The organism is Niallia tiangongensis (assembly GCF_044704065.1).
Classification (GTDB): Bacteria; Bacillota; Bacilli; order Bacillales; family Cytobacillaceae; genus Niallia; species Niallia tiangongensis.
Window position 1 is genome coordinate 3,898,009 of sequence record NZ_CP162613.1, and the last position, 14,445, is coordinate 3,912,453.

The 14,445-nt window shown below is 35.5% G+C and carries 12 protein-coding genes; 2 read left to right on the top strand and 10 right to left on the bottom strand.

All coding sequences use genetic code 11. The features are described from left to right. Positions 1-89: 89 nt before the first annotated feature. From AB3U99_RS18765 to AB3U99_RS18800, 8 genes are all read right to left on the bottom strand, one after another. Complete coding sequence (locus AB3U99_RS18765) at positions 90-2,075, bottom strand: beta-galactosidase (protein WP_400243141.1); 1,986 nt, start codon at positions 2,073-2,075, stop codon at positions 90-92. Between the two features lie 32 nt (positions 2,076-2,107). After that, positions 2,108-3,211, bottom strand: coding sequence for a glycoside hydrolase family 105 protein (locus tag AB3U99_RS18770; protein WP_400243143.1), 1,104 nt, complete (start codon positions 3,209-3,211; stop codon positions 2,108-2,110). Between the two features lie 63 nt (positions 3,212-3,274). Further along, positions 3,275-4,138, bottom strand: coding sequence for a carbohydrate ABC transporter permease (locus tag AB3U99_RS18775; protein ID WP_400248119.1), 864 nt, complete (start codon positions 4,136-4,138; stop codon positions 3,275-3,277). 35 nt (positions 4,139-4,173) lie between these two features. Continuing rightward, the gene (locus AB3U99_RS18780; RefSeq protein ID WP_341194186.1) at positions 4,174-5,073 is read right to left on the bottom strand and encodes a carbohydrate ABC transporter permease; all 900 of its coding nucleotides are present in this window, start codon (positions 5,071-5,073) and stop codon (positions 4,174-4,176) included. Positions 5,074-5,339: 266 nt separating this feature from the next. Beyond that, positions 5,340-6,635: an ABC transporter substrate-binding protein gene (locus AB3U99_RS18785; RefSeq protein WP_400243144.1), complete on the bottom strand. Its 1,296-nt coding sequence runs from the start codon at positions 6,633-6,635 to the stop codon at positions 5,340-5,342. A 164-nt stretch (positions 6,636-6,799) separates the two neighbouring features. Next, complete coding sequence (locus AB3U99_RS18790) at positions 6,800-8,341, bottom strand: response regulator (protein ID WP_400243146.1); 1,542 nt, start codon at positions 8,339-8,341, stop codon at positions 6,800-6,802. Positions 8,342-8,345: 4 nt separating this feature from the next. Then, the gene (locus AB3U99_RS18795) at positions 8,346-10,097 is read right to left on the bottom strand and encodes a sensor histidine kinase (RefSeq protein ID WP_400243148.1); all 1,752 of its coding nucleotides are present in this window, start codon (positions 10,095-10,097) and stop codon (positions 8,346-8,348) included. A gap of 19 nt (positions 10,098-10,116) precedes the next feature. Next, a complete protein-coding gene (locus AB3U99_RS18800; RefSeq protein WP_400243150.1) occupies positions 10,117-10,749 on the bottom strand; it encodes a YesL family protein in 633 nt (210 codons plus the stop codon). 265 nt (positions 10,750-11,014) lie between these two features. Here AB3U99_RS18800 and AB3U99_RS18805 point away from each other — a divergent pair, with 265 nt between their 5' ends. Next, positions 11,015-11,836: an STAS domain-containing protein gene (locus AB3U99_RS18805; protein WP_400243152.1), complete on the top strand. Its 822-nt coding sequence runs from the start codon at positions 11,015-11,017 to the stop codon at positions 11,834-11,836. 146 nt (positions 11,837-11,982) lie between these two features. Here the strand turns inward: AB3U99_RS18805 and cdaS are convergent, their stop codons facing one another. Further along, positions 11,983-12,606, bottom strand: coding sequence for a sporulation-specific diadenylate cyclase CdaS (gene cdaS / locus AB3U99_RS18810; protein WP_400243153.1), 624 nt, complete (start codon positions 12,604-12,606; stop codon positions 11,983-11,985). 178 nt (positions 12,607-12,784) lie between these two features. Between cdaS and AB3U99_RS18815 the strand changes: the two genes are divergently transcribed. Further along, the gene (locus tag AB3U99_RS18815; RefSeq protein WP_400243155.1) at positions 12,785-13,327 is read left to right on the top strand and encodes a hypothetical protein; all 543 of its coding nucleotides are present in this window, start codon (positions 12,785-12,787) and stop codon (positions 13,325-13,327) included. A 27-nt stretch (positions 13,328-13,354) separates the two neighbouring features. Here AB3U99_RS18815 and AB3U99_RS18820 read toward each other — a convergent pair whose 3' ends face one another. After that, positions 13,355-14,437, bottom strand: a complete 1,083-nt coding sequence (locus tag AB3U99_RS18820) for a nitric oxide synthase oxygenase (RefSeq protein WP_400243157.1) — start codon at positions 14,435-14,437, stop codon at positions 13,355-13,357. Between the last annotated feature and the right edge of the window lie 8 nt (positions 14,438-14,445).

The window sequence follows — 14,445 nt, forward strand, 5'->3', positions numbered from 1 at the left end:
TATAAATAGAAATAATAACCTGTTCAAAGCAAATACAAAAACCCCTAACAACCTGTATTTTCCTACAGTTTAATAGGAGTCTTTAAAATCTAAAAACCATACTTTATTACTCTATAGCTATATGCAGGAATTTCATATGACCCACTTTCGAGTATTTGATTACTTTTCCACACCATACTCTTTTTCGGAAATGTTACCTTACTAGTTTTTCCATCCATATTTACAATGACATAATAAGAGGCATCCTTATCTACTCTTGGAATCATAGCAGTGCCTGGAGTAGTTTTTATTTCCATTTTAATTGCGGCTTGCCTTACATAATGTTGGATTAATGCTTCTATCATTTTTTCTCCCTGTTGTCCCACCGGCAAGCTGCCAAGCATGATAATCTTCCCTTTCCCTTTTTTTGTTTCTTTTATAAAAGCTTTTCCAGCACCTAAGCCTTCTTTGATTAGCCCTATATTCTCTCCGTTCTCTGTATCAAAGATTGTACTCCATAGTCCTAATTCAGCTGTTATTCCAAATGCTTCCCCGTAAGTATTTGTTCCATCTAATGGATTCGTAAATAAGGCATGGACACCAACTTGCTTCTCTAGTTCACCAAGCGCACAGTCTGTATGATTTGTATGGTTTATCGTGCGGCCACCAGCAAGAGGACCAACTATCCATATACCACCCTTTTCTACAAACTCTATTGCCCTCTGTATATATTCAGAGGAAAGATAAGGGATAAACGGCGTAAACAATAACTTATAACCATCTAAATCCGCTTGTTCCATGATTAAGTCTCGATGGATACCTAATGAAATAAATCGTTCATAGAAGCTGGTTACAATTTGTTTATATTGAATACCGTTGAATGGTTCTGTTTGAAAATATGCTTTTGCACGATCTGAATAGCAAACTGCTACCTCAGCTTGCATAGGCTTGGTGGAAAGAAGGAATGGTTCTAGTTCTTTTCGAATTCTTTCCACCTCCAAAACATTAGTATATCCAATGGTTGGTTGCCCCCAAGCACTAACAACAGAACCATGCGTAATCTCACAGCCGGTGCGCTGCTGTCTCCAAAGCCAGTAGCAAAAGCCTTCTGCCCCAGCCGCGTATGCATACGTAGCCTCTGCTTGTAAATATCCATCTGGATGTGGACTTGCATATCTTTCAAGAGATGCACTAAAGGAAGTACTTGTTTCCATCAGCCAAAATGGAGTGTCTTTCTTTATATTCCTATATAGATCACATAGCATAAAAAAAGAACTGATATTTTCTTTAACTGCATATGTATCAAACGATGCAAAATCAAGATTTTCAAATAGCAGTGATTGATTTAAATCAAAAAAGACTGTCGCATTATGTGTAATAGGGGCGTCTGAATATTGGCGAATAATGGCGGCTTGTTCGTTTGCAAATTCTGTAATTTTCTCATGTGTAAACAGTTTATACATTGTTGACAAAGAAGCATTGTGCAAGAAAGGTGTCGCAGTGGGCTGAGGAATTTGTTCAAAGCTTTGATAATACTGGCTCCATATTTGTGTACCCCACGCAGTGTTTAACTGTTCAATTGTTTGATATTTTTGTTTTAGAAAGGAATGCCATTCAGCTTTACAGGTCTCACAATAGCACTCCCCTACATGACATTTAAATTCATTATCTAGCTGCCAGCCAATGATACCAGGCAATTTCCCTAATCCTTCTGCAAGTGCCTCTGTTATGATTGCTGATCTCTTTCTGAAATAGGCATTATTTGTGCAAATATGCTGTCTTGCTCCGTGACTCATAACCGTTCCTTCTTTATCTACATGCATTCGTTCAGGATGTTGATAAGACATCCAGATTGGCGGAGTTGCTGTCGGCGTACACATTACCGTATCAATTCCATGATCTTTTAATCGATTAATAATATCGACCAAAAATGAAATATCAATTTCTCCTTTATTTGGTTCGATATAAGACCAAATAAATTCCCCTATCCGCACTACATTTAAGCCGATTTTTTGCATATGAAGAATGTCTTCTTCCACAATCTCTGTTCCCCATAATTCAGGGTAAAATGCTGCACCATGATATAACTTTTGCAAGTCCTATCTCCTCCTTTTATAACAAAATAATGTTAGCAATAGCTATATAAAAATTCAGATAAACATAAAATTGCCAAGGATTGTCCGTATGGCATCGTAGTCATCGGAATTTGGCGATAAAAATCAAGTGTATCTCCCATTCCAGTCCCAACTGAAACTTTTTGTAATGCTCCTTGTTCATTTATTTCTTCCATGATTGCATGCACAGCTTTTAACGCAACCTCTTTATATTCTGCTCCAATATATCGTTTGTGAACAGACTTTAGGATTCCATAAGCAAAACCTGCTGTTGCAGAGGCTTCTAAATAAGAGGTACGGTCGTTTATTAAGGTATGCCACATCCCAGATTCATGTTGATACTCTTTCAATGACTCTATCTGTCTAGTTAATGTTTCTAGCAAATATTCGCGAAAAAAATCACCCTCTGGCAAATCCAGCATGTCAATTATTTCTGGGATGGCAATTGTAATCCAGCAATTTCCTCTTGCCCACAATGCTTCTGCAAAATGGTGATCCCCTTCAAACGTCCAGCCATGATACCATAGACCTGTTTTTCTATCAGAAAGATATTTGATATGAATAAGAAATTGCTTTTTTGCCTCTTCTATATATGCTTGGTTATGAAGGAGTTTACCGATTTTTGCGACAGGCAAGACAGTCATCATTAAGGTATCGTCCCATAGCTGATTTTTATTTTCTGGCCCGTACGTCATATGCTGTAAACCATCTTCTCTTGTTCTTGGCATATCATATAAAACCCAGTCAGCCCATGCATTTAAATAAGGCATGTATGTTTGATCTGTTGTTTCTTCATATAAATAGGCTAATGTAAGTAGCGGCGCCATCGTATTGACATTTTTCGGTGGAGCCCCTTCTTCTAATCGCTTTGTATACCAGTCTGTCATTATTTGCTTTGCATTTGAATCATTTGATAATTTCCAATAGTTATAAATTCCATATAGACCTACACCTTGGGGCCAATTCCATACCTCCCAGCTCTTATCATCTACAACGACTCCATCAAAGTGCAGCAAATACTCACCAGTTTGATCCTTAATACTTGCCAGATTTCCCATAAGTTTATTTATATAAGCAATCACATCTTGTTTATCCACTATTCTTTTAGTATCAACCATTTCTATTCCCTCCTTAAAAAACTTGGTTATCTAATAGATTTTATTCCGAAACGCCCATTCACTCTATTTCAAGCCACTCGTACTAATACCTTCCACAATATATTTCTGAAAAAGGAAGAATACTAAAATGACAGGTACTAAGGAAACAACTGACATAGCAAACATTGCTCCCCAGTTTGAAGCAGATTCAGTATCTAGAAATAGCTTTAACGCTAACGAAACAGGGTATAACTCTGCCTTGTTTAAATATAAAACTGGATTAATTAAGTCTTCCCATTTCCAATAAAATGAGAAAATAGCGGAAGTAGCTAAGGCTGGAGTGATTAAAGGCAAAATAATCCGAAAGAATATGCTAAAGCGACCACAGCCATCTATTCTAGCTGCTTCATCTAGCTCGACAGGTATCGTCCGAATAAACTGGACAATTAAAAAGATAAAAAAGGCATGCCCAAAAAATTGGGGAACAATAATTGGTTTAAAGCTATTAATCCAGCCAATTTTAGCAAAAATAATATATTGAGGAATCATTAACACTTCATGTGGAAGCATCATCGTTACCATCATGCATGCAAACCAAAAGCTTTTTCCTTTAAATTGTATTCTTGCAAATCCATAAGCAATTAATGACGAGGACACGACTGCTCCTATTGTGGAAAGTCCAACAATAATCAACGAATTTTTAATAAAGGTACCAAAGGATTGCCCCGCAATCCCCTTCCAGCCATCAGCATAATTCGTCCATATAAATTTTTCCGGAATAAGGGAATGAGCGGTCACAAAGATGGAAGAACTTTCCTTAAAGGAACTCACGATTAGCCAAATGACCGGATAAAGCATGATTAATGCAATAGCACTTGTCACAATATGAAATAGAAATTTTTTTGGTTTTAGTCTTTTGTTTTTCTTCTCTATGTTTGGCTCGATTATATTTGTAGTTGTTTGTTTATATGTCTCCAATTTCGTCAATCCTCCTTCGATTCATAATAAACCCATAAGGATGAAGTCTTAAATAAAATGAGAGTCGTTAATCCTACAATAATCAGCATGACCCATGCCATTGCAGATGCATATCCCATTTGAAAAAAGTTAAATGCTTTTTGGAATAAATATAATGGGTAAAGCAAGGTTCCATCTAGAGGACCGCCTTCCCCTTTCGAAATAATATAGGCAGGTGTAAAAGTCATAAATGCAGAAATTGTTTGCATGACAAGATTAAAGAAGATAATAGGACTTAACAGCGGAAGCGTAATTTTAAAGAACTTATGTGCAGCACTTGCTCCATCAACGCTAGCAGCTTCATAGAAAGTTGGTGGAATATTCTTTAATCCTGCAAGGAAAATAAGCATCGATGAGCCAAACTGCCATACTGCAAGCAAAATCAATGTCCATAATGCACTAGTCGGATCTTGATACCAGAGTATTTTTTTATCAATGCCCATAAAGAATAATAAAGCGTTTATCACTCCATCATTGCCAAAAATATTACGCCACATAATAGCAACTGCCACACTGCCGCCGATGATGGACGGCAAGTAAAAGAGCACACGGTAAATCCCTATTCCTTTTCTGCTTTGATTTAAGAGCATCGCAACAAAAAGAGCAAACATAAGACGAAGGGGAACGCCCGCTAGGACATAATAAAAAGTTACACTTAAGGACTTCCAAAACTTTTCATCTCCAAAGAACATTTCTTTGTAGTTGGCAAGTCCTATCCATTTTGGAGTTGTAAATAGATCATAATTCGTGAAGGATAAATATAAGGAAATTAGCATTGGCACAACGGTAAAGGCAGTAAACCCAATAATAAATGGCGAGATAAATGCATATCCTGACAAATTGTCTTTAAATGCACGAGACTTCATTCCAAACACAACTCCTTTCTCGATTAGAAATAGTGCACGAATCAATTCAAGATGAACTTTTCGTGCATTTTGTATACAAACGAGGAATTTTTATTAGCTTTTTCTATTAATCCTTATTCAAATAAATGGTTAGTTTTCGAACATCATTCGATATTTTGAGTTGATTCTAGCTTGGGACACCTGACTCCTAAGGCAGATGAGGGAAGTGGGAAATCTCAGAAGGTTCCCCTCCCTCAAATCTTGCAGTGTAAATGAATGGGTAATCTCTATTTATTTCTCCCTAAAATTTCATTTGCTTGTTCTCTAAATTTCTTTGCGCCTTCTTCTGGTTTGATTTGTTTAAAGAGGATTTGATCGGAAACATCCTTTAATGCTTTCATTACTTCCGCACTGCCAATCGGATCAGGTGGATCTGCTTGGCTTGCATGCTGTGCTGCAGATTCTACGTATTCCACAATTTTCGTCTCCGATTCGTTAAGCTCTGACTTAATGGCATCTGATACTTCCGTTGAAACAGGGACTCCTCTTTCTCCTTTAATGATTTTATTTGCTCCAATGTTATTCACAAAGTAATCTATAAACTTAGCAGCTTCATCTTTTACCTTTGAACTTTTTGGAATCGAAAACAGCATACTAGGCTTTAAGAATAAAGCACTTTCCTTTTCCTGTTCTGGCGGTAAGTTGATTGTTAATGGCGCTTCAGTTAATTGCGAGAACGCTAAGTATTGGTTAGACCAGTTCCATGTAAATCCAGTTGCACCTTTTACTATAAAGTCATCTTCCATCCCTTTAATTTGTGCTTGTTCATCAGGCGTTGGCGATGCCTTTCCATTAATTAAGCGCAATTGTCTTTCAAAATAATCAACAAATAATTGATCATCCGTATAAGCTAATCCTGTACCATCTTCCTTATAAAAACGTTCTCCCTGTGTTCTTAAATAGTACGGGAAGAACACATCTGGGGGATGCATCCCGTTCGATCCATATATCCCTAGTTTTTCTTGTAACTGCAATGCTACTTTTTCATAATCCTCCCATGACCATGTTTGGCTATTAATCTCAATCCCCGCTTCTTTCAAAAGCTGATCATTAGAAATTACTGACAATACGTTCATGCCAGCTGGCAATCCGTAAAGCTGATCTTTGATTTTCCCTCCGGAAATATTATTATCTGGAATCGAAGAAGTATCTATTGTCCCCTTTTCTAAATATGGTGTTAAATCTTCTAACTGACCTTTTTCTCCATATTGGGATAAATAGGCCATATCCATTTGAATAATATCAGGTAATTGGTTGGCAGCTGCTTGAGGAGCTAGCTTTTTCCAATAGTCATCCCAGTTTGCAAATTCTGGCTCAATATTGACATTGGGATTTTCCTTTTCATACATTTCAATGACTTTCGTCGTATAATCATGACGCGGCTGCCCACCCCACCATGCAAATCGAAGGGTAACTTTTTCATTGCCATCTTCTCCTCCTGAATCATTACTGCTCGTTGAACTACAACCGCTAAATGCCGTGACCATAAACAAACTTAATGCTAAAACGAGAATCTTCTTCATCCAATCCCCCTCTTCTTTTTCGTTTTGTAAGTGCTTTTATTAAGATTTTACGCGTTATCAATCTTTCATGGAATGGAAAAAGCAGAGATTTCTTGTTTAAAAAATAGAGGTTTCCAAAAAAAAGCTCCTAATCCATTCTCTATAAATTGATTAGGAGTGCTTTTTTAATTTGTATTTTTAAATTCAGATGGAGTATATCCAGTATGCTTTTTAAAAACTTGACTAAAGTATTGAGGATTATCGCCAAATCCAATCATTTCTGCAAGTGCAAAAATTTTGACATCATCCGTGTTTTTTATTTCATCAATGGCTCTGTTTACTCTTATTCTCGTCACATAACTCGAAAACTTTTCTCCCGTTTCTTGTTTAAAGAGCTTTCCTAAATAATCTGCATTCATATAGACTTGTTTTGCTACCCATTTCAAAGAAAGAGCAGGATTACTTATTTCCAGCTCAACCATTTCCTTTATTTTCTCCATTAAAAAGGTCTGTGAAGACTTATGTTTATCATAATAAGAGATGGTGATATCTTTTGTATGGCGAAGAAGAAAATCCTTCATCTCCTGAATAGACTTCGCTTCCAGCAAATAAGGAATTTCCCCCATATATTCGGGGAGTTTTTTGCCGTAGCATGTTTGAATGATGGCAAGGAAAAGCTGGATGACATAGGTTCTTGTCAAATGAATTGGATCACGTTTAACTGCAAGCTGATAGAATACCTCGTCCATTTCCTTTTCTACCTTGTCCCAATTCCCTGACTTTATTTGTAAAAACAGTTGTAATTCATCAAAATCAAAACTATCGGTTTCTTGGTCTTCCTGAATATCTTCTTTTGTGATAATACTGCCTTCTTCTAAATAAAATCGATAACTGAGACATTCTAATGCTTCTTGATAAAGCTTTTTTGTTTGTGTAATAGGTCCAATGCTGCTGACAGCGATGGTCATATCCATTTCATAGACAGCATAAAAATTTTTTCGAATTTGCTCCATTCTTTCTTGTAGATCTTCTTGGTTGTTACTTTGATCTAACAAGAACAAAATATATTCTCCGATATTGGATGAAAGAATCGGGTTCTCAAAAATATCGTTTCCGATATTCTCCAGCATAAATAAATGTTCATAGGAGAATTCTCCCTCTAAATGAAATAACACAACACAAATTTGCTTATTCTCTAAATTAATATGAAAAAGCCTTTCATAATAAGCTAAAGTCTTTTTCTCAGACTTCTTACTTGTAACAAGTTCTGTCAATAATTGCTTTTTTACAAAGGGCTGAACAGTATCCATCTTCGTTTTCAATTCTTTTAAATGAGACTCTCTTTTTTCTGTGATATGAATCTCTTTAATAGTCTGTTCAATCGCTTCCATAATTTGATTCTCATTACAAGGCTTTAGTAAATAATGCTTCACCCCATACTCCATTGCCTTTTTGGCATAATGAAACTCCGAAAATCCCGATAAAAGGATAAAATGAATAGAAGGGAATTTTACGGATATTTTCGAAACTAATTCAATTCCATTCATGCCAGGCATTTTAATATCACATATTACAATATGAGGCTGTAAATCAGTAATTAATTGATAAGCATCCATCCCATTAGCAGCTTTTCCTACTAACGTAGTTTCGAGCATTTCCCAGTTAATAATGTTTGCAATACCGTCTAATATGATTCTTTCATCGTCCACTAAAATAACTTTATACAAACCGTCACCGCCATTCATTTGGAATGCTTAGACATACCTTCGTTCCCACTCCTGCTTTGCTTTTGATCGTTAAGCCAAATGCATCTCCATATAAAAGCTTGATTCTAGCATCGATATTTGATAATCCAATTCCATTTCCTTTTGTTTTCCCTTCCTGTTTCAGAACCTGTTCTAATAATGTATCCTCCATTCCAGGGCCATTATCTTCTACAATAATATGAAGGATGTTCTCCCGTAAAAAGGCACACACACTTATTTCACATGTCTCCATCATTCTTTCAAGGGCATAATGAACCGCATTTTCCACAAGTGGCTGAATCATAAATTTAGGAATATAGCAATTTTTTGTATTTGGCGAAATTTCTTCACGAAAAACTAATCGATCGCCAAAACGATATTTTTGAATTCTTATATAATGGGAAACGATGAAAATTTCTTCTTCAAGTGGCACAACATCATTTTTCATCTTCATGGCATTTCGCATTAGATAGCCTAAAGACTCCACCATACTTGAAATATCCGTTTGCCCATTTATTTTTGCCTGCCAATTAATAGTCTCCAAGGTATTGTATAAAAAGTGGGGATTAATTTGTGCCTGCAATGCCTTAAATTCTGTATCTTTAATCAAAAGCTGTTTCTCATAATTTTCTTTAATCAGTCTGTCTATACGGTTAATCATCAAAATAAAGTGATTTGTAAGAATACCAACTTCATCCTTTGATTCTGCTGGCTTTAACACATTAGTAATGGATAAGTTCCCATTTTGAACATTTTTCATTGCCAACACAAGTTGTTCAATTGGTTTGGTCAATTTACCGGAGAAAACAATTGCCATCAATAAAACGAGGCAATTCAAAAGCAGGAAAATACCTACCATGACGTATTTAGTTGTTTTCACTTTCGAAATAATAGAATTAAATGAGACAATGTTCCAGTATACCCAGTTAACGTGAGAACTCGTAGAATGCGTAATAAAGTATTTCTTGCTTTTAATGGTTGTGATTTGATAACCCACTTTCGTTTTCGGTAAATAAGGGATTTTCTCAAGCTCTATTGAGGAACCTTTGTAAAAAAACTGATTTGTGTCACTACTAATCATCATATTATTTGTCTTTTTATTTTCTTCAGATATGCTATCTTCCACAATTCTGTCTAGATTCACTTGAATTAGGAGCGTACCTAAGTTGTCTAAACTTAAATTTTTATGTGCTCTTATTTTACGTATCACAAAGATTTTGTTACTATCTGTTTCTGTTACCCATTGGTTCGCCCCGTTATTTTCCTCTGCAATCTCTATCCATTTCTCCTTCTGATTAGAAATTATCGGCGAAGAAAATCCTCCAGCCCGGTACTCTACTCCATTTACATCTAGCAAATGAATAGAATGAATATACTTAGAAGACCCAACATAATCAGTCAATAAATCCCAAAGTTCATTTTCTAGCTGATAGCGCTCGTATGGATTATCATTCTTTTTTACTTCCGACAAAATTCTTTGAATCTTATTATCTGTCATAACAGAAAACGAAATCTCTTCAATATTCTTTAATTCTTTTTCTAATTGGTTGGAGGACATATGTAATACTTCAGTCGTTTTTTGATAATATTGTTGATCGTATACATGAAATGCATATTGGAATCCAACTAAGATAAAGGATAAAGAACCTATCATGATCAATAAAATCGTTAGAATGAGCTTGTTTTTGATTTTCAACTGCTTATATTTATTGAGAATAGAAATAAACCAGTTTTTCATAGCTGAGCTCCTCTTTGCTTCAAATAGTTCGATCCTGGTTGAGCTTTTGCAAACGATTATCTATACTGACAAACGCTTTCCCAGCAATCCATGTAATAACAAATGCAATGGAACTAACACTGAAGAACAATAGAAGCGTAATATGGAGTGAAGCAATTAACGTAACGCAAAACACGGCTAAAAAAATGCCTAATGTATGAAGTGGACGTAAAAACCCGATGAAAAACGCATATTTTAGATACTCAAATAATCTAAGTTCATAATAGGTGAAGATTGGTAGAAGATAAAAGAAAGTAGTCATAAAGTATAGAAATAAACCAAGAAAGAGAATAATAGGTAACGTTTGACCCAAATCGCTGATAATCCGAAAATCAATGTAAAATAAAAGGAAAATCATTGTACAAATCATCCCAAGGATATTCCCTTTCCGCCAATTTTCCTTGTAGCTATTCCAAAATACTGGGAATATAGAAATATCCGTCTCTCTATTGACCCATTTTTTTGTAACAGAAAACATCGCTATACTTGCTGGCATCCACCCAAATAAACCAAGTCCTAAAACAGTAAAAATTCCCCAAAGGATATTTAAATAAGCCAATCGCATTACCCATTCACAAAAACGATAGACACCATTTGTTAAACTATGTACCAATATCCCATCTCCCTTCCTTTTTTAATCTATTGTACCTTACTTTTGAAAACCTTTACATAGTATAAACAGCATGGTAAAAGGAAGATTTATCTATTAAGTTAGTCCTAAGATTCTTTACTACATTCCCCTCTCTTTATTTTCTTAAAGAAAATAAATTTTTAAGGTTTTGACTTCTAAACAATTGGGTAAATACCACCTATTAAAAAAAATTACTAGCGGAAAAATAGTGTTTTCTATTTCAATTAATAAACGGGAGTATCGGAAAATGAATACAATAGCTTACATAAAGGAAGAATTAAAAACTTTCATTAATGAAAATGAAATTCCATTCAATCAAAAACTTCTTACTGAAGCAATAAATGTATCAACAAAGATTACAGAAATATTAAACAAAGGAAACATCGATTTATTAAAAAACGCCAAAAAATTAATTTTTTATACAGTCGATCAGCAGGAAGAAGAATTAATCTCTTTTGCGAAAGTAGAAGGAATTGCTTGGGCAAAACACTCTTTAACACTTGAATTAAAGCTTGAATGGGTGCAAGCTATAAGAAGAACGCTATGGCACTTTATACGGATGATTGATGAAGAAAAAGACATAATGAAAAATCGTGATGATTATTACAGTATGGAAAAAATATTCAATGAAAAAATAGATCAATTTTTAAATACCTTTTTTCTGAGCTATTCTCATTACAAGGATGAGATGCTACATAAACAAAGAGAAATGGTTGAACATTTATCCGTCCCAATTATTCCAATAAAACAATCTATTTCCGTTTTACCGTTAATCGGTTATATTGATTCGTACAGAATTAAAGTAATTGAGGAAAAGGTACTTAATGATATAGGAGATTCCAAAATCCAAATATTAGTTATAGACCTTTCTGGTATAGCCATAATGGAAATGGATGTAATTGATTATTTCGAAAAAATATTAGCAGGGATTTCAATGATGGGTTGCAAAGCGATTCTGACTGGATTAAGGCCAGAGTTAGTGAAAAAAATGGTGCATGTTGGCATGCATTTCGAAAAAAATGCAGAAACACGAGGTACGCTGCAAGAAACCTTGAAGAATATCCTATAGCTTTAATTAAAAAGACCATTATTAGGTCTTTTTTCAGTTTAAAGCCAAAAGGGGATCAGTCAAAAAGCATTTAAATCCCGTTTTTGGCAATATACTTCTTTTTACGGATATATATTTTGATTCCTCTTGCTTAAGATGGTAATATCCTAGCTGGTTATTCCCCCAGGTTGGATAGGATATAAAACTCCCTCCAAGGCGAACGATATTCTGCCTGTTTCCTCGGAAACGACAATAACTAATGCATCAGATATCTCACTTAAACCAATGGCTGCACGGTGTCTTGTCCCTAATTTTTCCTTACCATTGTAATGAACAGAGGAAGGAAAAATATTTCCAGCTGAAACAATTGAATTCTCCTCAATCAGCACCCCACCATCGTGCAAAGGATTGCCTGGGTAGAAAATTGCTTCTAATAGAGACGGAGATAATTTTGCATGCAAAGGAATTCCGGAATGGACAAGTGTTGCTAATCCATCATTGCGCTTAATGGCGATTAGTGCACCATGACGCTTCTCCGATAAAGCTTGGGCGCATGCTGTAAGAATTTCTAAATCCTTTGTATAAGGCTCTAAATATAATTGCAAATAGAAGGTAGCAGCACTATGATGAATACTTTTAAATTGTTTATTTACTTCTTCAAAGTCATTTAAGATACAGCAATCTTTTTCATCCATCGTACGCTTGAGTTCCCCAATTTTCTCTTGTAAATGGGTCAACGAATCGTGCATATGATTACTAAATTCTATAGGTAAATGTCTTTCTCCTTCCATACGAACACTCCTTTTTTGTTACCTTGTCCAAGCTTAGTGAATTTATGCAAGCAGGTAGAGAAATTTGTTTATTAGCTTGCTGATTCCTGTACGCTGATGCATTTTGAATCATTGAATTCATATTTTACAAGTGATAGACTAATAGTTGAGCATTTTAAAAGGAGGAAATATTTTACAGATGAAATTTTGGACTTGGACTATTACCATCCTACTAACAGTTACTGCTATTGGCGTTTCTTCCTTTTTTGTCATACAAACACTATTTGACAGTAAATCGCCCTTACAAACAAACAATGAGCGGTCTGTCGTAAAGGAAACTTCCAATGCAGTAGAAGAATCTTTTGATACGGAAAAAGTTAATACTCCTGTCAATGAGGAAGTTGTCACTTTAGCAGATGGGACGAGCGGACACAATTTTATTTCTACTTGGCATGATTTTTATAATGAAACATTAGGCTGGGGGAGATTGGAAACAACAAGCTATGAAAAACAAAAAGAAGCAGCACTTTCCATTCTTAATGAGATAAAGGATATAAAGGTCTCCGATCAAGAAATTGCACAAGACATCAAAGATATCGCTGCAAATGCTCAGATTGTGGCGGAAAAGGATGATCGTGCCTCTATGCGAAATCTGCATCGATATTTTCATGATTTAGATATTTATTTTAATGGCTATGACTATAATCAAACATTTGGTATTACTGAATTTAGAGGGAACTAAGCCATATCTTCGTTCCACTCTAAATTTTTAGTTAAATGGATATTTTTGATTAAAGTAATTTGGTTTTTTGCCTTCATTATTGTAGCGTTTATGAAAAATATGGGTAGTTGCAGGAGACAGCGGCGGAATTAGCCATGCCCAATTGCCAGTAATATCTCTCCCTTTTTCTGCCTCTTTATTTTCAAATGTCTTAAATTGCTGTGCAGCGGTATGGTGATCAACAATTGTTACACCTGCTTTTTGAAAAGAGTCCAATACAGCAATATTTAATTCCACCAAGGCTTTTTCTTTCCAAAGAGTAGCGTTCCTTTTCAGGTTGAGACCAAGCCATTCCCCGATGGTTGGTAGCATATTATAGCGATTTTCATCCGCTAAATTTCTTGCTCCAATCTCTGTACCCATATACCAGCCGTTAAATGGTGCTGCCGTATAAGAAATACCACCAATTTCAAGGCGCATACTAGAAATAATTGGCACAGCATACCACTGTAAGCCTAATTCTTCAAACCATGGATATTCTGGATGTTGAATAGGTACTTCTAAAATAATTTCTTTCGGGATTTCATATAGCTTCGGCTTTTGCTCATTCATTTGAATAACAAGTGGAAGGATATCATAATTTGTTTGTTCTCCAGTCCAGCCTAGCTTTATGCACTCCTTTGTAAAAGCAATGGAGTCAGGATCCCCAATAACACCATGCTCTGTTTCATACCCAGCATAACGAATAAGCTGGTGATTCCATATTCGGATAGAGGAATTTCTCGTTTCTTGCTGAAAAATAGTAATCGTTGGCTTTATTTTCCCTCCATTTGTTGCATAGGTAATATGCTGGAACAAGGCTTCTTTTATTTCTTCTTCTGTTCTAGTATGCCGTTTGTCTAGTACATGAAGATTTTCCCAAAACAATCGACCGATACAGCGATTACTGTTGCGCCAAGCCATTTTAGCGCCATATATTAATTCTTCCTCTGTATGCTCATAATATCCCTTTTCATAGATGGCTTTCTTCACTTGTAAAACTCTTTTTTCTATCTCTTCTCCAGACTTATTCAGTTCCTTATATGCCGTCTCAATGAACGTTTTTGCTTCTTCTAGCAGTGTATTAATCAATAAATCAG

What these genes read in the sequence shown, in the direction of transcription:
- AB3U99_RS18770 (WP_400243143.1), bottom strand. Translation starts at nt 3,211, where the DNA reads ATGGTTGATACTAAAAGAATAGTGGATAAACAAGATGTGATTGCTTAT.
- AB3U99_RS18780 (WP_341194186.1), bottom strand. Translation starts at nt 5,073, where the DNA reads ATGAAGTCTCGTGCATTTAAAGACAATTTGTCAGGATATGCATTTATC.
- AB3U99_RS18785 (WP_400243144.1), bottom strand. Translation starts at nt 6,635, where the DNA reads ATGAAGAAGATTCTCGTTTTAGCATTAAGTTTGTTTATGGTCACGGCA.
- AB3U99_RS18795 (WP_400243148.1), bottom strand. Translation starts at nt 10,097, where the DNA reads ATGAAAAACTGGTTTATTTCTATTCTCAATAAATATAAGCAGTTGAAA.
- AB3U99_RS18805 (WP_400243152.1), top strand. Translation starts at nt 11,015, where the DNA reads ATGAATACAATAGCTTACATAAAGGAAGAATTAAAAACTTTCATTAAT.
- cdaS (WP_400243153.1), bottom strand. Translation starts at nt 12,606, where the DNA reads ATGGAAGGAGAAAGACATTTACCTATAGAATTTAGTAATCATATGCAC.
- AB3U99_RS18815 (WP_400243155.1), top strand. Translation starts at nt 12,785, where the DNA reads ATGAAATTTTGGACTTGGACTATTACCATCCTACTAACAGTTACTGCT.